We start from the raw sequence: 21,902 nt of genomic DNA, 5'->3' as shown, positions 1-21,902 counted from the left end.
GATATGAAAAAAGTAATTGCATATTTTATAAAATACCCAGTGGCGGTAAATATCATTATTATTGCCTTTGTCGTATTAGGAACCTTTGGTTTTTCTTCTTTAAAATCATCATTTTTTCCACTAACGGATGCTAAATTTATCAATATAAATGTAGCATATCCAGGAGCTTCTCCGCAAGAGATGGAAGAAGGAGTGGTTTTGAAAATTGAAGACAATTTAAAAGGATTGGTAGGTGTAGATCGAGTAACATCTACATCATCAGAAAACTCAGCTAGTATTTCAGTAGAAATATTAAAAGGTTATGATATTAATGTAGTTTTAGCTGATGTTAAAAACGCGGTAGATAAAGTACCTAACTTTCCATCAGGAATGGAACCTGCGGTGGTTGCTAAAATAGAAAACATTGCAGAAACGATTAGTTTTGTGGTTACAGGAGATAAAATCCCTTTAAAATCATTAAAAAATATCGCAAGAGATATAGAAAATGATATCCGTAGAATAGACGGAATTTCTCAGATTTCTGTTTCAGGGTATCCAGCAGAAGAAATTGAAATAGCTGTTAAAGAAAATGATTTAAGAGCATACGATTTAACATTTGATGATGTTGCAAGAGCAGTTTCTACGGCAAATATATTAACCTCAGGAGGTTCTGTAAAAACAGTTGCAGAAGAGTATTTAATTCGAGCAAAAAATCGCTCTTATTATGGTGATGAGCTAGATAATTTGGTTGTAAAAGCAGATGCTTCCGGAACAATAATCAGATTAAAAGAGGTTGCAACGGTAAAAGATATTTGGAATGAAACACCGAATAGAAATTTTTACAACGGAAACTTAGCGGTAAGAATTCAGGTAAGTAATACCAATAATGAAGATTTATTAACTTCAGCTAAAAAAATAAATGAATATATAGCCAAGTTTAATAAAGAACATGACAATATAAAGATTGAAATTACAAGAGATTCATCAATCACATTAAATCAGCGTACCGAGTTATTGTTTAAAAACGCATGGCAAGGAATGTTGTTGGTAATGTTATTTTTATCGCTTTTTTTACGTCCTAGATTGGCATTTTGGGTAGCAGCAGGATTACCAGTAGCATTTTTCGGAATGTTTATGTTGGCAGGATACTTTAATATTACCATTAACGTATTATCATTATTTGGGATGATTATCGTTATTGGTATTTTGGTAGATGACGGAATTGTAATTGCTGAAAATATTTATCATCATTATGAAATGGGGAAAAACCCTATTAGAGCTGCCATTGATGGTACGATGGAAGTTGTTCCGCCAATTATATCGGCAATTACTACTACAGTTTTAGCCTTTTCAGTATTCTTTTTCTTAGAAGGAAATATAGGAGAGTTTTTTGGAGAAGTAGCTACCGTAGTTGCACTTACCTTAATTCTTTCGTTGGTAGAAGCTTTAATTATTTTGCCTGCACACGTTGCACATTCAAAAGCATTAGATAGAAATCAGAAATTGTATGCATTTAATAAATATGCCGAAGATTTTATGGATTTTATGCGAGATAAATTATATGCGCCAGCATTGCGATTTGTTTTAGATAATAAGTTCTTCGGACTGATAATTCCGGTTGCTTTATTTATAATAACAATTGGTGCATTTCAAGGAGGAATCATAAAAGGAACTTTTTTTCCGTCGATAGCGAGTGATAGAGTATCGGTAAATTTAACCATGCCGCAAGGAACTAACGAAAAAATTACGGATAGTATTATTTCTGTTATAGAAGCAAAAACATGGGAAGTTGAAAAAGAATTTACAGAGAAATATGCAATTACAGATGAGCCAGTTGTTGAAAATATTTTAAAACAAATAGGACCAGGATCGGCAAAAGCATCCTTAAGAATAAATTTATTACCAGGAGAAACAAGAACTTTTGGCTCGAGAGAAATTACAAATGAAATACGTAAAAGAGTTGGAGAGATTTACGGCGTAGAATCGTTAACTTTTGGTTCGGGAGGTAATTTTGGTGGAAGTCCGGTTTCAGTGTCATTATTAAGTAACAACATCGCTGAGTTAAAAGCGGCTAAAACCGAATTAAAATCAGAATTAAGTAAAAATCAGAATTTAAAAGATGTTACAGATAACGATCCACAGGGAATCAAAGAAATTAATATACAGTTAAAAGACAATGCGTATTTATTAGGCTTGAATTTAAATGAGGTAATGTCGCAAATAAGAAGTGGTTTTTTTGGTAGACAAGCACAGCGTTTTCAAAGGGGACAAGACGAAATAAAAGTTTGGGTTCGTTATGATAAAAATGAACGTTCGTCGATTAAAAATTTAGACGATATGCGAATTTCTACTCCTACAGGTAGTAGAGTTCCGTTATCGGAAATAGCGACTTATAAAATAGAGCGAGGAGAAATATCTATAAATCACATAGAAGGGCAGCGTGAAATAAAAGTAGATGCTGATATGAAAGATGCTCAAGGAAGTGCTACAGATGTTTTAGATGATATTAAAGCAAGGATAATGCCTGAAATTAAAGCTAAATATCCATCTGTAACAGCCTTGTACGAAGGGCAGAATAGAGAAGCAGCAAAAGTTTCGAGTTCAGCAGCATTGGTAGGACCTGTAATTTTATTGCTAATTTATATTGTAATTGTATTTACGTTTAGATCTTACGGACAACCATTTATGTTGTTAATTATGGTACCATTTAGTTTAATTGGTGTTGCATGGGGGCATTGGTTTCATGGTTTTGCTGTAAATATATTATCACTTCTAGGAATCATTGCCTTAGTAGGGATTATGGTTAATGATGGCTTGGTATTGATAAGTAAATTTAATAGTTATTTAAAGGAAGGAATGAGTTTTGATGAAGCAATATTCGCTGCAGGAAAATCTAGATTCAGAGCTATATTTTTAACGACTATAACTACAGTTGCTGGTTTAGCGCCTTTAATTTTAGAAACAAGTCGTCAAGCACAATTTTTAATTCCGATGGCAATATCTATTGCATACGGAATTATGATAGCTACTTTTTTAACCTTATTAACTTTACCAGTTTTATTATCAATCGCTAATTACTCTAAAGTATATACATTGTGGTTATGGGAAGGTAAAAAACCAAATAGAGAATCGGTAGAAAGAGCTATTAAAGAAATGGAATCTGAAAAAGCTGAAGAAGCATAGTAAAAGAATATAAAGATGAAAACAACTTATTTAATTATCGTATTGCTGTTTGTAAATGTTTCATTTTATGGACAAGAAATACTATCGAAGGAAAAAGCGGTAGAAGTAACGCTAGAGAATAACTACGATATACGAGTTACTAAAAACAACTTAGCAACAGCTAAAAACAGTAAGAGTATCTATAATAGCGGTTATTTGCCAACAGTTACAGCAAATGCAGGGGCTACCTATAGCAGTAATGATACTGATAATGAGTTTCAGGATGGTACTGTAAATTCAGTTACAGGCGCAGAATCTAAAGCATACAACGCATCTGTAGGCTTAAATTATACTATTTTTAATGGCTTTAACAGGCAAAACACGTTTAAACGCTTAAAGGAATCTTATAATTTAACCGAATTACAAGCCCGACAAATAATTGAAAATACATTAACTACGCTGTTTTTGGCATACTACGAGGTAGGAAGATTAACTGAAAATGAAACAACACAAAAAGAAACGCTAAGCATTTCTAAAAACCGATTAAAAAGAGCTGTGTATAGTTTTGAGTACGGACAAAATACAAAGTTAGATGTTTTAAATGCTGAGGTTGATGTAAATAATGATAGCATTACCTATTTAGGTGTAAAAAGACAATTAGCCAACGCAAAAAGAGATTTAAACGTTGTATTGGGACGAAATGTAAATACTTCTATTGATGTAAGTACTGATGTTACTTACGCGATTGATTTGAATTTAATGGACGTGTTAGCAAAGGCAAAAGCTAATAATGCAACTTTACTCCAATCAAAAAAGAATATTGAACTCCGACAGTTAGATATTAAGATTAATAAAGCTGGTTGGATGCCAAATGTAGGCTTAACAAGTTCGTATGCTTGGAATAAAAGTAACAACGATGCCACGAATGCTTTTAGTCCGATTTCTAACACCAGAAAAGGATTAAATGCAGGATTAAACTTGTCTTGGAATCTTTTTGATGGTGGACGTACAAAAACGAATGTAACCAATGCTAAAATAGCTTTAGAAACACAAGAAATTCAAAAGGAGCAACAAGAAGAGTTATTAGAAAGAAATGTAAATAATGCTTGGGAAACTTATCAGAACGCTTTATTTTCATTACAAGTTCAAGAAAAGAATGTAATTACGAATAAGCTTAATTTTGATAGAACAGATGAGCGTTATAAACTAGGTCAAATTACTTCTATAGATTTTCGTCAGGCTCAAGTAAATTTAATTAATGCTGAATTAAGTGTAAGTAATGCGAAGTACACTGCAAAAAATGCTGAATTGCAATTGCTACAATTAGCAGGAACTTTATTAGATAATAAGAATTTCTAGAAATAGAATTTTAGCATAAATAGAAAAAAATCCGAAGTTAGTTAACTTCGGATTTTTTTATTCAAAGATTGCAACAGCTCTTACGGGAGAGCCTGTGCCGCCTCTTATTTTTAAAGGAAGACCTATAAATCGAAATCGACCTCTGTTTATCAATTTATATAAATTAATCATATTCTCATAATGCGTGAATTTTAATTCTCCACAAATATGATGTACTTCTTTATTAGAAATTTTTGGAACACCTGGCGACATGGTTTCAACACCAAAAGCGGCTATTTTTTGTTCTCCTAACCAACTAGCACATTCGGCTGTAATTCCAGGTCCTTTGCCCCAATTATCAGTATTAAAATATTTACGATAATGATCGGTATATAATAAAACGGTATCTCCTTTATTTATGGTTTGGTTGCTTTTGAGCAAAGCCGATTTAACTTCTTTAGTAGTGATTAACTCTTGTAGTTTTTTATGTGAAAAATCTAAGCAAATCCCTTCTGTATAAAACATAGAAAGTGGCATTGTGTCTATAGATTCGTCTTTATATTCTGCGGCCATATGATTTAAAGCATCCACATGAGTGCCGGTATGTTCGCACATTTCTAACTTATAAACAGCGGGAGTTTCGGTTGTTGGTTTTTTAATGTTATCCCACTCTTCATGTGTATTATGAACAGACATTTTTACTTGAGGAAGGCTCTTATAAACTGGCATTCCTTCAAAAATTTCCTGACTTAAATCTATAATTTCAGGCATAAACTATAATTCAATTTTTACGTTATATTTTTCTAAATAGTTAATGTAATTGTTAGGCACAAAGTTTTCACTATCAAATTCATCTTTACGTTTGTTCTTCATTTCAATACGTTTTATGGCTTTTAAAAATCTACCAACCTCAATATCATTTTTTACAATTAAACCCGGAACTTCAATACTTTTTCCTTCATTGTCTTTTGCAACCATTGTAAAATAAGATGAATTGCAGTGCTTCTTTTTTCCTGTTCTAATATTTTCAGCATCCACACGAATACCAATTACCATAGAAGTTCTTCCGGTATAATTAACAGAGGCTTTCATGGTAACTAATTCGCCAACTTCAATCGGACTTAAAAAATCTACCGTGTCTACCGAGGCAGTAACACAATATTCACCAGAATGTTTAGAAGCACAAGCAAAGGCTATTTGATCTAATAAAGACAAAATATATCCTCCATGAATTTTACCACTAAAATTAGCATGTGAAGGCAGCATTAACTCAGAAATTGTAATATAAGTCTCTTTTACGTATTTATGTTTTTTGTTATTCATTTGCTGGTTTTAAGCCTCTAAAATGTGGAGAAACTTCTTCTTCTACTTTAGTTATAAAATATTTTGTATCGCCTAGCCAAAAGTAAGAATCGTAACGTTCTTTATAAGTAACCTTTACATAACGACCTTGAAATTTTTGCAAATCGGCAATTACCGTTTCTGCTTGATCTTCAACAGAAAAAGAAAAAATTTGCGCGCCAGAAATACCTTGGCTAATTTCTCCTTCCCATGTTTTTATAAACATTCCTTTATTACTAATTTTTATTAGTTCGCCAGAACGAACACCTTCACTATAAGGTACATAATATATAAAAGCGTAATATAAACTAGCGACTAATAAAATACCACTAATAATTAAAGCTAAAATCTTTTTCATTGCTTAGAAGTTAAAACCTTTAGAGGTTTGTTTAGAACAAAAGTAATGTTAAATTTTAGACTTAAAAAATGAAAGGAAAGTAGTAAGTTTGTCTATCTTCAAAAAAGAAATACAATGAACTATATTTTATTTGATGGTGATGTACGTAACGCATTATTACCATTTACATACACAAAGCCTGTTGCCGATATTAGAGTTGGTATTTTAACCATTAGAGAAAAATGGGAAAAACACTTAGGTTTAACTACAACTACAGTAACTGAAGCGTATTTAGAAGAAAAATACCCGATGGTTGAAATGGAAGAAAATGTTTTGTTAAACGCTTCATTTTTACCAACGAAACCATTAATTGAAATGGTTAAAAGCTTAACGAAAAATCAAGCTATTTTTAAAGGAGAAGATGTGATTGCTTTTTATACGTTTGATTCACAAGAAGAGGTAGATTTTTCATCTTATGAGCAAATCGAGTTTGATGAAGAAATTATTCAAATAAAAAATACTTGGGATATTTTTTCATTAAATGATAAAGCAATTAGAAGTGATTTTGATTTAATTACAGATGGAAGAGATTCAGAACCAATACCTGAAACAGTTAGTTGTATAAATAGAAAAGATATTTTTATAGAAGAGGGAGCAAAGCTAACTTATGCTATTTTAAACGCTTCTACAGGACCAATTTACATAGGTAAAGATGCTGAGGTAATGGAAGGTGTTGTTGTTAGAGGCGCATTAGCAATGTGTGAAAATTCAGTATTAAAATTAGGAGCAAAAATATACGGGGCAACTACTTTAGGTCCGCATTGTAAAGTAGGAGGAGAGGTTAATAATTCAGTTTTAATGGGATATTCTAGTAAAGGACATGATGGTTTTTTAGGGAACTCTGTACTAGGAGAATGGTGTAATTTAGGAGCTGATACAAACAATTCTAATTTAAAAAACAACTACGCAGAAGTAAAATTATGGAGTTATGAAACTGGGCGTTTTGCAAAAACAGGCTTACAGTTTTGTGGTTTAATGATGGGAGATCATTCTAAATGTGGCATAAACACTATGTTTAATACAGGAACAGTTGTAGGCGTTTCTGCAAATATATTTGGTAGTGGTTTTCCAAGAAATTTTGTACCATCTTTTAGTTGGGGAGGCGCATCAGGTTTTACAGAATATAAAACATCAAAAGTTTTTGAAGTTGCAGAAGTTGTAATGAAAAGACGTAATATAGAATTTGATGAAAAAGAGAAAAAAATTCTAGAACACGTATTTGAAGAAACAAAAAAGAATAGAAATTATTAAAAAAAGCCTCACAATATTGTGAGGCTTTTTTTAGAAACTAACTCTAAAAACTAAATTAGGTGTTACACCTAACGAGCGCTTATCTACCGTTTCTAGTCGGTAATCAATTTCATTAGTATTATTAATAAATGGAACAGCAGTATATGATCTATTAATTATATTCTTTTGGTTGTAGATGTTTAGAATAGAAAAACCAAGTTTACCTTTCCATTTATCAGAAAAATTAAACGAGTATGTAACAGACGCATCTAAGCGATGGTATTTAGGTAAACGTTCTGAATTGATATTGTCGGTATCTAAAATAATAATAGGTGATCCTGTGTTTGCATCAATAATAAAATTAGAAATAGGAGTGTATGCATTACCTGTTCTGTGAATCCAACCTAATGAAAACTCATAATTATTAAACTTAAAGGCATGAGACCAAGAGAAATAATTTGTAATATCGTGGTTAGAAGGGAAAAATTTATTTTCTAGATCTAAAAATTTGAATTGATTTTTAGAGTATGAATAGTTAATCCATGTTATGTAATTATTAAATTTTTTATTAACAAGTATATCTATACCAAATATCTTACCTGTTCCTTTAGAGAAATCAGTCGTTTGATCATTATAGCCTCTTGTTTGAGAAGTCATTCCATTTACATTTTTAAAATAAGTTTCAATATCTACTTTCCATCTGTTTTTATTGTAAAGGAAACCTGATGAAACCTGAAAACTTTTTTGAAGAGGAATATCATCATCATTTACTTGCGCCCAAATTTCATTTTCTAGATCGAACCCTAAGCTAGATGTTTGAAACTCTACTATTTGGCCTAATGTTTGATTTTTTTGTTCTAAGGAAGCTTTAAAACTAAGGTCGTAAGTAATGCTTTTTTCTATATATAATCTCGGTTCTATAACCGATTTATTAATTTTATTAAAGTAATTAAAACGTATACCTGCATTTATTTTCCAACTATTGGTATCGTAAATATATTCTGTAAAAAGAGAATGAGTTTTATTGGTACCTTCATCTTCTTTTATTGAATTTATTATATTTTCACTATTAATATCAGCTTGGTACTCTAAACTGTATTTCGTTTTGTTAGAAAGAAAATCGTAACCAAATAAAAGGTTCGTATTGTTATTTGTTTTATAATTTAGGCTGTATGAAAAACCTACATCTTTAACCGAATTTTTTTTGATAGATTTCCTGATTAAATAATCATCAATATAATTGTAATTACCTTTATAGTTTAGGTTAAAATGAGAATAATAAAGTTTTAATTCTTGTTTTAATTTCGGAGTGAAACTTTTATTCCATAAAAAACTTAAACCATTATTCTTAATGTTTAAATCATCTAAATAAATATCTTTATAAATAGGTATTTTAAAGCTGTTAGATAACTTATTTTGAGTGTATAAAAAGCTTACGGATAAAGTTTCGTTAACAGATGGTTTTAAAATTATTTTTGCAGAATAATCGGCAAAATAAAAATGATTATCTCTAACAAAAGGAATGTTATTGTTTATAATGTTTCTCTCTTGATTTGCATCGAAAGTTTGAAATACTCTGTCTGATAATTTATTAAAAGTAAAGGTGTTAATTAGATCAGTAAAAGAGCGTCTAAACGAAGTAGTAATCGCTGTTTTTTTGGTTAAAGGTACTCTAATGTAGGCATCAGCGTGTGTCATGTTAAAACCAAATCCACCAGTTGTTTGCTCAGGAATATCATCTTCTGTTTTTATATCTATAACGCCAGATATTTTATTACCGTACCTTGCTTGTGTTCCGCTTTTAGATAGGGTGATTTCTCTTGTTGTATAAGGATTAAAAGCAGAAAGTGTTCCGAAGAAATGGCCTGAATAATACATTTTTATTCCGTCCCATAAAATTAAGTTCTGATCAGGAGTTCCACCTCTTATGTAAATACCAGAAGCTGTTTCGTTAGGACTTTGTACACCTGGTATAATTTTTAAGGTTTCTAAAACATCGGGTTCTGTTAATCCTGGAAGCAAGCCTAACTTTTTAGGTATAATGGCTATAGAACCGTGTTTGTTTTGATTGATACCAGAGGTAATATAGTTTTTTACTGAGATTTCTTTTAAAACATTAAAGTTTTTTTCGAGCTCTTGAACAGTAATAAAATAGTATCGTTCATCTATTTTATTGAATTTAAGGATAGTTTGTACTTCTATTTCATCAATTAAATTTTCAAGAATACATGCTTTTTTAGAAAAAGAAAATAGAATTCCTTTCGTAATATCAGAGTCAAAAGAGAACTTTATTTTATAATCAGTTTCTGTTTTTTTTAAAACGTCTAACATAGGCGCATCAAAAAAAGCAATGTCTATTTTTTCTTGAGAAAAAACAGACATTGTTAAGCATATAAAAAGAATACTTAATTTTTTATTCATCAGAGGTTAACACAACCGAGCTATTTTCTGCTAATTTAAATGAAATTTTCATAGGAGCAAAAACAGTTTTTAAGGCGATATTAACATCATTATTTGTAAAAGCACCAGTAAAGCGTCTGTTTACATCTATTTTATTAGTATTAAATTTTAAATTGTATCGCTTTTCTAGTGTTAAGATAACTTTATGTAAAGGAGCATTGTTAAAGTTACTTTCTCCTTTTAACCAAGATGGTTTCTCTTTAGAAAATTCCCAATTTTCGTTCTTATTATCATAAACTCTAAACGCCTTTCCTTTTGTTAAAATAGCTTGGCTATTGTTTTTAGAGGTAGCTTTTACTTTTCCTTCAAAACACTGAACTTCAAAAAAGTTATTTGAAGTATTTACAGTAAACCTAGTACCTAATACGACCACTTTACCTTGTTTGCTATTAACAGTAAATGATTTTCCTCTTTCAACTTCAAAATACGCTTCACCTGTTAAAAATAAATCTCTTTTTTCGCTCCAATTCTTTTTATCGAATTCTAAACTAGCACCAGGTGAAAGATAAGCTGTAGAATTGTCAGGCAATTTAATTATTATTTGTTCACCATATGCAGATGAAAAATTACTGGTATTATTTTTATTGATGTAAAATACAGTTAACAATAAAATAATTGAAGCAGCTGCACTATACATCCATGAAGGCGAAAGTTTAAAAACCTTTTTAGATTTCTTTTTCGTACTTTTTTCTTCTTTTATTTTATTTAAAACAGTCTCTTTATTATAATGAGGAGCTTTTAGTAATTGAGAAGTATCATTAATTTTTTTATATTGATGATAATCCTCAGAGTCTTTAAATTTATTTAATTCATCCGACGACAAATCATTCGCAATCCATCGAGCTAAAAATGTTTCATCGTTATATTCTTGTTTCATTTTCGTTTTTCTTGCTATTTATATTAAGAACAATTAATTTACTAATTACCCTACTTTTTTATTATATTTTACCAATTTTTTCTTTGATAATCAGCAACGCTTTGCTCATTCTTTTTTCTACTGCTTTTACAGAAATACCTACAATTTCAGCAATTTCAGCATATTTTTTCTTGTCGATTCTACTTAAAAGAAAAACCTCTCGTTGTTTTTCAGGTAAATCGGCGATTACTTTTTTTAACTTTTGATAAAACTCTTCCTCTTCTAAAATAAATTGTGGAGTTTCGTTAGTTTTATCTGTAGAAATACTTCTTCTTTGATGTTCTAAGACCACTTTTTTATGTGCTACTTCATTAAAAAAACGATTGTTGGCAACAGTATATAAAAAGGATTTCGCTTTTTCAAATATTATTTTAGAGCAATTATCCCAAAGTTTTATGTAAGATTCCTGAACAATATCTTCTGCCTGCTGAGTGTTACCACATTTATAATATATGTAGTTTCTTAGGGTTTGAGAGTGTTTGTTAAAAATTTCTTCGAAATTTTTTTGCTCACAAACAGATTTTAAAAGGTCTTTACTCATTGGGTTATTTTTTTAATACAAACAAAGCCGTAAAATAGGGGAGCTAAGTTAGTATTTTTTATAAATAGGTAATTTCATATGCGCCTCTTCATAATGAGGTGTTTTCTTGTACACATAGTATAATTGTGCATAGGTGTTTTTTGCAAAAAGGGTGTCGTTATTTATTTTATCCATCAATGCTTCTTTTACTAACGGATTTTCTTTTAAAAATATAGCCGCAGCATCTTCAAAAACATAGGCAGAAAAACCTTCTTTTTGCTGTAAAATGGTATCAAAGAAGTTCCAGTTAAAAAAAGAGTCGGTAGCCTCGGCTTCTAATGTTTCAATAATATATCTAAGGCCTTCTTGTTGCGTAGAAATATAAATATCTCCTTTTTTAATTTTAACAGGTTTAGTTTCTTTTGCTACAGAAGTGTTATAGTGTAGATAATGTCCTTCGTAGGCTGTTTTTTGAGTGTCAAAATTTGTTATATGTTGTGTTTCTAATGTTAGAAGTGTGTCTTTTTTAAAACGTGTAAAAGCTATTTTATTTTGCTGTAGTCTTTTAACAATTTTATGCCAACCTTGTTGTATTATATATGCTTTGGGTATTGTTATTTGTTTGGTGCTTTTAAAGTTGTTGTAATAAGTTACTTTTTTAGTGTATGGTTTACTTTTGTCGTAAAATAACCTTTTCCCGTTGGTTACTTCACTATCTATATAAGAACCTTCATAGCCTTTAAAATCTAAATAGCTAGGATTGTTTTTATCAACTTGAAAAGTTATAGGGTATGTTTTTTTACTTAAAATATCTTTAAGATTTTTTTTACGTAAATCTTTAATTTTAAGAGTGTTTTTCTCCGTGAAATCTAATGTAGAAAATAACAATTCATAGGTTTGCTCAACGCGAATTTTATATGGTTTTAACATGTGTGTTTCTACCATTAAACCTAAGGTGTTAAATAAGGTTGTATATCCGGTAGAATATCTTGGCGAGTCGTAAAACTGCGACCATCCTTTTTCGGGAGTATTTCCCCAAACGTTTACATATGGAGTAATGGGAATTTGTTTTTCTGATAAAGAATTTTCTATAAACGGGCGCATTTCTGTTTCTAAAAAAGCACCAAGTTTACCACCTAGTTTATTGTGTTGTGTAAATAAATGTGTAATCGCGTATTGATAATCGGCACCATTACTTACATGATTATCTATAAAAACATCGGGATTTATTAAATGAAAAATTTCTGCAAAAGCAGCGGCATTTTTAGTGTCTTGTTTTATAAAATCACGATTTAAATCGTAGTTACGAGCATTTCCTCTAAATCCGTATTCTTTCGGTCCGTTTTGGTTGGCTCTAGTATGTGAGTTGCGATTTAAAGCGCCACCGATATTATATACAGGAATCACAGAAATTAAAGAATTTTTATATATTTTTTTTAGAGAATCATTCTGAACGATATCTCTTAAAAGCAACATAGAAGCATCTATTCCGTCGGATTCTCCGGGATGAATTCCGTTATTAATAAGTATTTTGCTTTTAGACGAATCTTTTATGTTTTTTAAAGTCGTTTTTCCGTCTGAATTAAAAACTACTAAATGTAACGGTTTTCCAGAATCTGTTTTGCCTATTTCAAATAAAGATATTTCAGTGTAGGTTTCCGCTAAATCTTCATAAAAAGAAATAACGTCTTTATATTCTGGAGTTTTTGTTCCGTTTGATTTTTCGAAAAGTGTTGTAAAATCATCCGTATTGATGCGTTCTTTTTTACATCCGAAGAAAGCAATTAAACAAAGTAGAATAAGTAGTTTTTTCATTAAAATTTAATTTTTTACAGTACTGGGAACTAAGCCTGTATAATCACCATTATTTCTAATAACATCACGTACAATAGAGGATGATATATAGCTTTTACCAGAAGATGTTAGTAAAAAAACGGTTTCTATTTCTGAAAGTTTACGGTTGGTATGCGCTATGGCTTTTTCAAACTCAAAATCACCAGGATTTCTTAAACCTCTTAAAATAAACTCAGCATTTTGTTCCTTACAGAAATTAACTGTTAAGCCGCTATAAGTAACTACTTTAATTTTAGGCTGATCTTTAAAAGTTTCTTCAATAAAACGTTTGCGTTCCTCTAAAGAAAACATGTAATTTTTAGCGGCATTTATACCAATGGCAATAACCAATTCGTCAAACAAGGTAACACCACGTTCAATAATATCTACATGTCCTAATGTAATCGGATCGAAAGATCCTGGAAAAACTGCTTTTTTCATAAGTTTAGTTTTTTAATGCTGTTTCAATAACGTTGCCAAATAGTGCTGTTAAAGAGATGCCAGCACAACTTGCTTGTTGTGGTAAAATACTTGCTTCCGTTAATCCTGGTACGGTATTTATTTCTAAGAAATGAGGTTTATCATTTATAAAAATATACTCGGCACGAGTAAAACCTTTCATATTTAAAATTTCATACACGCGTTTTGCTACTTCGGTAACGTTTTTTTCTTGTGATTTAGAAATTCGTGCAGGTGTAATTTCTTGTGATTTACCTTCATATTTAGCTTCATAATCAAAGAAATCATTTTCTGAAACAATTTCTGTGATTGGTAAAACTTTGGTTTTACCTTCGTATTGAATTACGCCAACAGAAACTTCTGTTCCGTTTAAAAAACTTTCTATTAAAATTTCAGAATCTTCTTTATAAGCAACTTCTAATGCGGGAATTAATTCAGCCTTCTTATGAACTTTAGAAATACCGTAGCTAGAGCCTGCATTGTTTGGTTTTACAAAACAAGGTAAGCCAACTTTGGTAATAATTTCATCAATATTTATGTGGTCGCCTTTATTTAAATATACCGAAATTGCTGTAGCAATACCATATTCTTTAATAACACTTAAAGTATCTCGTTTATTAAAGGTTAAAGCCATTTGATAAAAAGGAGCAGAGGTGTGTTTTAATCCGATTAAATCGAAATAAGCAAGTATGAGTCCGTTTTCACCAGGCATACCATGTATTGCATTAAAAACACAATCAAAAACAATTTTATGGCCATTTACATCCGCAGAAAAATCATGTTTATTTATAGGATATTCATTATTTTCTTCATCAACCAAAACCCATTTGTTTTTTAAAACATGAATTTTGTGAGCCGTATATTTTTCTTTATCAAGATGCTTGTAAACAACCGAACCACTTTTTAAAGATATTTCTACTTCAGAAGAATATCCTCCCATAATAATAGCTATGTTTTTTTTCACTTTACTGCTTTTGAATTGTTTTATAATGTAAAATTGTTTGTCTAAGTTTATACAAACTTACCAAAAAAACTCGTTTAAGAGTTAATGAATTAAAAATAGTAATATTTTTACTGTAAATTTGCGCCACCTTACAAAAAAATAATATGAGTAATTTTTCTGAAAAGCTTAAAAATTTATTTCAATTTTTAAAAAGTAAAACCTTCTTTATTCAAATAGGAATAGCGATTGCTTCGTTGTTTATAGTTGTTTTTGTGCTGCAATGGTGGCTAGGAACCACAACGAACCACAATCAAAAAATACAAGTGCCTAATTTGCATGAAATGTCTTTAGAAGAGGTTGAGAAAAAATTAGAAACACTTAATTTAGATTTTATTATAATTGATAGTGCAACATATAATCCTGCATATCCAAAAAAATCGGTTATAGAACAAGATCCTGAAGTAGGAGATTTCGTAAAAGAAAACCGTAAAATATACTTAACTTTAAATCCATCTAAATACAGAGATATTATAATTCCTGATTTAAACGGACGAACAAAAAGGCAAGCAACGACACATTTACAATCTCAAGGTTTTATTGTAGGAAGAGATGTTACTTATGTAAGAGATATAGGAAAAGATGTTGTTAGAGGATTAAAGCACGAAGGAAAAAGAATTACACCAGGAACAAAATTACCAAAAAAAACCACGATCAACCTTATTTTAGGTGATGGTAACTAATTATATAATTGATTCATGCAGGAAGACGCAAATTTAGCAATAGAAAACGACGATTTATACGAACACCATAGGTTTGTAGCAACTGAAGGACAAGAGCCTTTAAGAGTAGATAAATTTTTAATGAACTTTATTGAGGGTTCAACACGAAATAAGATTCAGCAAGCAGCAAAAGCAGGAAATGTTTTAGTTAATGATGAGATTGTTAAACCCAATCATAAGGTAAAACCAAAAGATGTAGTGCGTGTAGTTTTAGCATATCCGCCAGCTGAAAACTTATTGGTTGCAGAAGATATTCCTATCGATATCGTCTATGAAGATGATACTGTTATGGTTGTAAATAAACCAGCAGGAATAGTGGTTCATCCAGGGCACGGTAATTACTCTGGGACTTTGGTTAACGGATTAATTCATCATATAGAAAACTTACCAACAAACTCTAATGAGCGACCTGGTTTGGTTCATAGAATTGATAAAGATACAAGCGGGTTGTTAGTAGTTGCAAAAACAGAGTTTGCAATGGCACATTTATCGAAACAATTTTTTGATAGAACTACAGAGCGTTTGTATTACGCATTGGTTTGGGGAGATGTAAAAGAAGACGAAGGAACTATAGAAGGAAACATAGGTCGTAGTTTTAATAACCGTTTGCAAATGGCTGTTTTTCCTGACGGAGATTATGGTAAGCATGCAGTTACGCATTACAAAGTTTTAGAACGTCTTACGTATGTAACTTTAGTGCAATGTAAATTAGAAACTGGAAGAACTCACCAAATTAGAGCGCACTTTAAATACGTAGGTCATACACTTTTTAATGATGAGCGTTATGGAGGTAATGACATTTTAAAAGGTACAACGTTTACAAAATACAAGCAATTTGTAAATAACTGCTTTAAAGTATTGCCAAGGCAGGCGTTACATGCAAAGACATTAGGTTTTACGCATCCTACAACAGGAGAGTTTATGCGATTTAATACAGAAATACCTGCAGATATTGAAGCGTGTTTGGCAAAATGGAGAGCCTATTCAGAGAATTCGAAACACGAAGAACAAGTCTAAAATATATTATAAAACAAAAAAACCAGCTTCATGAAGCTGGTTTTTTTGTTTTCGGTTTAAGAAAATTATTTTTTTAGATAAGGAGTAATTTTATCCATTAAATCTTCGGGTGATTTTACATAAGCAAAAAAGTTAGCAATTTCTTTTTCGTTGCGTATTAAAATAAAACGAGGAACCATTTTTGTGTTAAATCGTTTTTTTGCTTTATTAAAATAGGCGAGTGCTTCTTTTTTACTTTTATCTAAATCGTTGTAAACTTTTACCATGACAAATTTTTTAGAAAAATCTTGAAATTTTTTAGTGTCATATGCGTATTTCTGAACAGCTCTGCAAGGCACACATTTTTTTTCTCCTAAATATATAAAAACATCTTTATTGTTTTCTTTGCCGTACATTATGGCGCTGTCAATATCTGTTTGCCAATCAATACCCTGAGAAAAAGATTGAAGACAAGTGAAAAAAGCAATGGTTAAAATAATTTTTTTCATTTTCATAGAATTTATTTTTCTATAAAAATAGGTAAATTATTATAGTCGTATGTTAACTAAACTCATAATTCTATCAAACTGCTCTTTCAAGCCCATATCAGAATTATCAAATTCTATAGCATCATCGGCGCGAACAAGAGGTGAATCTTCTCTGGTAGAATCAATGCGATCACGTTCTTGAACATTGTGTAATATTTCGGCATAATTAACCTTATCACCACGATCTAATAATTCTTTATAACGACGTGTAGCTCTTTTATCGGCAGAGGCAGTCATAAATAATTTTAATTCAGCATTTTTAAAAACAACCGTACCAATATCACGTCCATCCATTACAATACCTTTGTTTTTTCCCATTTCTTGTTGTTCGCTTACGAGTTTCTTTCTAACTTCAGAAATAGTGGCTACTTTACTAACTAAACGAGAAACCTCAATGGTTCTAATAGTGGCTTCAACGTTAGTATTATTTAAATACATTTCTGCAAAACCAAGTTCTTCATTAAACTTAAAAGAGAGTGAGATTTTATGTAAATCTGTAACCAATTCTTCCGGATTAAAGTGGGAATCTGAAATGTAATTTTGTTGCATTGCATACAAAGTAACGGCTCTGTACATAGCACCAGTATCTACATAAATATAGCCTAAATTTTTTGCAAGTTGCTTTGCGATAGTGCTTTTTCCTGTAGATGAAAATCCGTCGATGGCAATGGTGATTTTTTGTTTCATAAATGATAAAGATAAAATACAAATATACATTAGAAATCTATTTTTTTAGGTCAATAACTTCAAAATTAAGGCAAGTTTAAAGAGCTTGTAAATAAGTGTTTTACCTTAGTTTTATGCCTTTAGTTGTTCGTTTAATATAGTTTTTATATATTCACTTATAATATTATCGTGTTAATGCTGCTTTTTTTTAAAAAAAGTGTATTTTTATCGCCCCTTAAGTACCTCTATAAATGAACAAAATAACTAGAAGCATACAAATACTTTTAGGTATATTACTTATTTGTATTCAATGCAATACAATGTTAGCACAAACATTAAATGCCCCTGTTATTGCAGGTGGTGGCTCTGCATGTGATACTTCTGGAGCAACAGATTTCCCTGTCGATTTTTCTTTTAGTGGTAGTGTTTTTGATGATGAGAATGTTTTTTTTATAGAGCTTTCTGATGTCGACGGAAGCTTTGCAGACGCTTCTTTAGTGAAGGAATTAAGGAGATTAGAGAGTACAGCAGCTAATAATTTTAATCAGGCATTTAATATTAGCACAACAATACAATTGCCAGATGGCACTTTTGGTAAAAATTATAAAATAAGAATTCGTACAACTTCTCCAGAAATGACCTCTGAGTCAATTTCTTTTGAAGCTTACCATGATATGGTAGTCGATTCTGAATTAGGAATTAATAATGACGAAGATTTCGCATTGTGTAATGGCGAAAGTAAAGAAGTATCACTAACAACAGCAATTGTTGGAGAATATCAGTGGTTTAGAAGAGTTGGCTCTGTTGATACATTGGTAGCAACAACACAAGACCCTACTTTTACAATAACACAAGCAGGAACTTATTTTGTGGTGATTGACTACGGAAGTTGTGGTGGACCAAAATCAAGATTTATTAATGCAATTGGAATAAGCAATTCAGATGCTCAAATAACAGGTACTGCTAACGTTGAGATTTGTGGAGACGAAGCACATACATTTACAGCAAGTTCAAACGATACTAATTATACCTACGAATGGTATCAGGACGATGTTTTAAAGCAAGCATCTAATTTAAATACCTATACAACTCCTACAGCTGGCCAGTTTGGAACCTATCATTTAATAGTGAAATTAGGTGATTGTGAAGTGAAATCTAATGATGTTGTATTGGCACAAGAAACAACGCCCGATTTTAATGTAAATACAGTAGGTGCTTTAAAAACTATTCTTCTTCCGGGAGAAACAAGAGAGCTTTGTATAACACATGATGCTACTTCAGCTACTATTCAATGGTATAAAGATGATGCTCCTTTAGCTTCGAGAACGCAATTGTGTATGAATGCTACAGAGGCAGGTACGTATTTTGCACGTGTAACCAAAACTTCAGCTACTTCGTGTAATCTTATCGTCGATTCGGAAAAATATGAGTTAATCGCTGTAAAATCGTTCGATGTAACTATTAGGACCGAAACAGCTTATGAAGAGTGTAATACGGTTACAACCGATTTAAGCATTGTAGGTGTTACAGCTATAGGTCAGGATGACGAACAGTATGATTTGTCTGCTGATCAGATTGATATGTTAAATTATCAATGGAAAAAAGATGGAGTAGCTGTTCCAGGTGCTACAGAGACTAGCTATAATGTTGGTTCTTATCAAGATAATGGAGTTTATACCTTGCAAGTAGGTGTAGGAACATTAACTACAGACTCTAATGAGTTGCCTATAAAACTTATTGTTGAAGATCCAGAAATTACCTCAACATCATCTTCTAATTCATTATGCCCTGGTGGTGATATCGTATATACAATTGATGTTTTAGTAGCAGGCTATACTTATGAGTGGTTTAAAGATGATGATACCATTGCAATAGCAACAGACGTTACAGATTTTGCTGTTACAGAAATTGGTGAGTATACATTAAAAATAACCGGTTTTGGGTGTGAAAAAACATACGCACCAATCAATGTTGTATTGTTTGATGAATCGGTAGTAATGGTAACACCATCAGAAAAAGTAGTACTTATACAAGGGCAAACAGTAACTGTAACAGCATCGGGGGCTGAATCTTATGTTTGGCATTTGGGTGATGATACTGCCGGAACTGTTTTATCAACAAACGAAACTTTAGATGTAACTACATTAGGTTTTTATACCGTTGAAGCTTCAGTAGGTGCTTGTATTGTAATACTTACTGTTGAAGTTGTAGAGCAAGACGATCAGGTTATCGTACCAAATATTGTTACACCTAATGAAGACGGAATAAACGATACTTGGCAATTATCAAACAAATACGCATTTCAACCATCTGTAGTAATACAATTGTATGATTCGAGTGGAAAAGAAATTTTAAATACAACCGATTATAAAAATGATTGGCCATTAGAAAGTTTAGGAAATCAAAAAATCTTCTATTATAAAATTATAAAAGAAGATGTATTAATTAAAGCAGGAACAATATCTGTATTAGATTAAAGATTTAAGATGATAAAAAAAATTACATTATGTATCGCGTTATTAGTAAGTGTGTTTTCAGTAGAAGCACAATTGTCTGATGATGCACAGCAATACAATAGTTTTACTTCAAGGAATTTTATGAAGTTTAACCGCTTTTTAACGGTTCCTACTTTTTCGGCCTTACGAGAAAGTAAAACAGAGATGACTGCTATTGTACGTAATAGTAATGTAGATTTTGAAGACAACCCAAGATTATATGTTGGGACCTATTCTGGCAAAATGCGAGAAAATGTAGGCGCAGGTGTTGCTATTTATCAACAAGAAGTAGGCGTGTTTAAAGATTTTGGAGCCTTAATAAACTACGCACAACGATTAAAGTTAAATGAAAACTTGGATTTAACTTTCGGATTCAATTTTTTATATAGCCGAAGAAGTGCCGATGCAGTAAAGGTAAATTCAACAGTACCAGATCCGCAAGTAGCAAACTTTCAGGATGTACCGTTAGTAATGTTACAACCAGCAGTTACCTTATCGTTTGGTAAGTTTGATGTTGGAGTGTTTTTTGAGAATTTAGTAGATTTTAATTTAAAGACTAGCGAAACGGCTACTTCTTTTGGAGAAAAAACATTTTCTGCACACGCAATGTATTCATATGAGTTTACCTATGCTTCAGGAATTTTAGAAGGAGCAGATTTAAGAACATTAGTAATGGCAAGAAAGCCAGGAGAAAATGAATTTAGTGTTGGAGGTAATGTAATCTTAGATTTACCAAAAGCAGGTTGGGTAAAAGCAGGTTACGATAAAACCTATGGAATCTCTGCAGGAATAGGTGTGAATATTTCAGATAAACTAGCCGTTGGTTTTAGTTATGAGAAAAGTACTTTTGCGGCAACCAACGAAATAGGGTTGATTTATAATTTTGGTAAAAAATCATATACAAGAGAAAGACCAACAAGAAGATCGGGTAATGTAAATGTAACATTACCAGAAAGAGCGCCTAAAAAAGAGTATAAAAATGAAGAGCATAACGATTTATCAGATGAAATTCAAACAGCGCAAGACTCTATAGATATTTTAAATAAAAAAGTTGATGAGGTTTTACGCTTGTTAAAGAATCAACCAGCTCCACAAAAAGTAATAGTACCAACACCTGTAGAAAATAAGGTAGAAGAAAAAGATACGTCACTTAGAAGAAGATCAGATAAACCATGGAGACAAAGTACTATTACAACTGCAGGTAGTGGCGGTGGAGGTACTATGTATTATATTGTTTCTGATAGGTATAAGAATAAAGAAAATGTTTTTCCTTTAATTGATAAATGGAAAAGATCAGATGTTGAAGCAAAATATATTTTCGAACCAAACGAAAAATATTATTATGTATATATAGATAGGTTTGCAAAAGAAGAAGATGCCGTTGAAAAAGTAGAAGAGCTGACAGATAAAACGCGAATGTTCGAGAGTGATGATAAAAATGATAAATCATCAATAGTAATAAAGAAAAGCGGTAAGGATGTAGTTTATGTGGTTAAATTAACCATAGGTACAAGTGGCGAGAGTTACAAAGAACCTAAAACACAACCTAAAGCAAGAGTAAGAACCATGTCTAACATGCAAGGAGTTGCACCAGGATATTATTTACAGGTATATGTAAATGGAAATAAAGCATTGGCAGATAGAAATGTTGATGAGTTAAGAAACGATAACATAGAAGCAGGATACTTTATAAATCCTACGACTGGATATATGCATACATATATAGCAAAAACAGAAACAAGAGAAGAAGCTATTAAGTTGTATAATAATAATTTAAACGGTTCGTTTTACGATCGTAAAACGATAGTACGTATAAAATAATTAATTTGTAAGCCCCCAA

18 protein-coding genes are annotated in these 21,902 nt (G+C 31.3%); 7 read left to right on the top strand and 11 right to left on the bottom strand.

Annotated features, from left to right (window positions below; genetic code table 11):
* Nucleotides 1–3 precede the first annotated feature (3 nt).
* A complete protein-coding gene (locus H0I30_RS02585; RefSeq protein ID WP_218772756.1) occupies nucleotides 4–3,162 on the top strand; it encodes an efflux RND transporter permease subunit in 3,159 nt (1,052 codons plus the stop codon).
* 15 nt (nucleotides 3,163–3,177) lie between these two features.
* A complete protein-coding gene (locus H0I30_RS02580) occupies nucleotides 3,178–4,500 on the top strand; it encodes a TolC family protein (protein ID WP_218772755.1) in 1,323 nt (440 codons plus the stop codon).
* Between the two features lie 57 nt (nucleotides 4,501–4,557).
* Here H0I30_RS02580 and H0I30_RS02575 read toward each other — a convergent pair whose 3' ends face one another.
* The 3 genes from H0I30_RS02575 to H0I30_RS02565 are packed head-to-tail and all read right to left on the bottom strand — an operon-like array spanning nucleotide 4,558 to nucleotide 6,178.
* Nucleotides 4,558–5,250: a cyclase family protein gene (locus tag H0I30_RS02575; protein WP_218772754.1), complete on the bottom strand. Its 693-nt coding sequence runs from the start codon at nucleotides 5,248–5,250 to the stop codon at nucleotides 4,558–4,560.
* A gap of 3 nt (nucleotides 5,251–5,253) precedes the next feature.
* Entirely contained in the window at nucleotides 5,254–5,802 is a 549-nt protein-coding gene (locus H0I30_RS02570; RefSeq protein ID WP_218772753.1) for an acyl-CoA thioesterase, read from the bottom strand.
* Nucleotides 5,795–6,178 carry a 6-phosphogluconate dehydrogenase gene (locus H0I30_RS02565; RefSeq protein WP_218772752.1) on the bottom strand — a complete coding sequence of 128 codons (384 nt, stop codon included), beginning with the start codon at nucleotides 6,176–6,178 and terminating at the stop codon, nucleotides 5,795–5,797. The genes H0I30_RS02570 and H0I30_RS02565 overlap by 8 nt, the downstream gene beginning before the upstream one ends.
* A gap of 114 nt (nucleotides 6,179–6,292) precedes the next feature.
* Between H0I30_RS02565 and H0I30_RS02560 the strand changes: the two genes are divergently transcribed.
* Entirely contained in the window at nucleotides 6,293–7,468 is a 1,176-nt protein-coding gene (locus tag H0I30_RS02560; RefSeq protein WP_218772751.1) for a GlmU family protein, read from the top strand.
* A gap of 30 nt (nucleotides 7,469–7,498) precedes the next feature.
* Here the strand turns inward: H0I30_RS02560 and H0I30_RS02555 are convergent, their stop codons facing one another.
* The 6 genes from H0I30_RS02555 to H0I30_RS02530 all read right to left on the bottom strand — a co-directional run bounded on the left by H0I30_RS02555 (nucleotide 7,499) and on the right by H0I30_RS02530 (nucleotide 14,599).
* Entirely contained in the window at nucleotides 7,499–9,829 is a 2,331-nt protein-coding gene (locus H0I30_RS02555; protein ID WP_218772750.1) for a TonB-dependent siderophore receptor, read from the bottom strand.
* Nucleotides 9,830–9,860: 31 nt separating this feature from the next.
* Complete coding sequence (locus H0I30_RS02550) at nucleotides 9,861–10,784, bottom strand: FecR family protein (protein ID WP_218772749.1); 924 nt, start codon at nucleotides 10,782–10,784, stop codon at nucleotides 9,861–9,863.
* A gap of 61 nt (nucleotides 10,785–10,845) precedes the next feature.
* A complete protein-coding gene (locus tag H0I30_RS02545; RefSeq protein WP_218772748.1) occupies nucleotides 10,846–11,364 on the bottom strand; it encodes an RNA polymerase sigma factor in 519 nt (172 codons plus the stop codon).
* A 48-nt stretch (nucleotides 11,365–11,412) separates the two neighbouring features.
* Complete coding sequence (locus tag H0I30_RS02540) at nucleotides 11,413–13,158, bottom strand: M14 family metallopeptidase (RefSeq protein ID WP_218772747.1); 1,746 nt, start codon at nucleotides 13,156–13,158, stop codon at nucleotides 11,413–11,415.
* A gap of 6 nt (nucleotides 13,159–13,164) precedes the next feature.
* The gene (gene coaD / locus H0I30_RS02535; protein WP_218772746.1) at nucleotides 13,165–13,617 is read right to left on the bottom strand and encodes a pantetheine-phosphate adenylyltransferase; all 453 of its coding nucleotides are present in this window, start codon (nucleotides 13,615–13,617) and stop codon (nucleotides 13,165–13,167) included.
* A 4-nt stretch (nucleotides 13,618–13,621) separates the two neighbouring features.
* Nucleotides 13,622–14,599 (bottom strand): D-alanine--D-alanine ligase, encoded by a 978-nt coding sequence (locus tag H0I30_RS02530; protein WP_218772745.1) that lies wholly within the window; start codon nucleotides 14,597–14,599, stop codon nucleotides 13,622–13,624.
* A gap of 143 nt (nucleotides 14,600–14,742) precedes the next feature.
* Between H0I30_RS02530 and H0I30_RS02525 the strand changes: the two genes are divergently transcribed.
* Nucleotides 14,743–15,318, top strand: coding sequence for a PASTA domain-containing protein (locus tag H0I30_RS02525; RefSeq protein WP_218772744.1), 576 nt, complete (start codon nucleotides 14,743–14,745; stop codon nucleotides 15,316–15,318).
* A gap of 15 nt (nucleotides 15,319–15,333) precedes the next feature.
* The gene (locus H0I30_RS02520) at nucleotides 15,334–16,374 is read left to right on the top strand and encodes an RluA family pseudouridine synthase (RefSeq protein WP_218772743.1); all 1,041 of its coding nucleotides are present in this window, start codon (nucleotides 15,334–15,336) and stop codon (nucleotides 16,372–16,374) included.
* A 65-nt stretch (nucleotides 16,375–16,439) separates the two neighbouring features.
* On the opposite strand, the gene H0I30_RS02515 is transcribed toward H0I30_RS02520, so the two are convergent.
* Nucleotides 16,440–16,862 (bottom strand): thioredoxin family protein, encoded by a 423-nt coding sequence (locus H0I30_RS02515; protein WP_218772742.1) that lies wholly within the window; start codon nucleotides 16,860–16,862, stop codon nucleotides 16,440–16,442.
* Between the two features lie 39 nt (nucleotides 16,863–16,901).
* On the bottom strand, nucleotides 16,902–17,588 hold the full coding sequence (gene cmk / locus H0I30_RS02510) for a (d)CMP kinase (protein WP_218772741.1): 687 nt from the start codon (nucleotides 17,586–17,588) through the stop codon (nucleotides 16,902–16,904).
* 230 nt (nucleotides 17,589–17,818) lie between these two features.
* On the opposite strand from cmk, the gene H0I30_RS02505 reads away from it, so the two are divergent.
* The gene (locus H0I30_RS02505; RefSeq protein WP_218772740.1) at nucleotides 17,819–20,044 is read left to right on the top strand and encodes a gliding motility-associated C-terminal domain-containing protein; all 2,226 of its coding nucleotides are present in this window, start codon (nucleotides 17,819–17,821) and stop codon (nucleotides 20,042–20,044) included.
* Between the two features lie 9 nt (nucleotides 20,045–20,053).
* A complete protein-coding gene (locus H0I30_RS02500) occupies nucleotides 20,054–21,883 on the top strand; it encodes a PorP/SprF family type IX secretion system membrane protein (RefSeq protein ID WP_218772739.1) in 1,830 nt (609 codons plus the stop codon).
* The last annotated feature ends 19 nt before the right edge of the window (nucleotides 21,884–21,902 follow it).

This window comes from Tenacibaculum sp. AHE14PA (genome assembly GCF_019278465.1).
Classification (GTDB): domain Bacteria; phylum Bacteroidota; class Bacteroidia; order Flavobacteriales; family Flavobacteriaceae; genus Polaribacter; species Polaribacter bernardetii.
The sequence above is the reverse complement of the archived record's forward strand: the minus strand, read 5'-3'. Positions and strand labels throughout refer to the sequence as shown.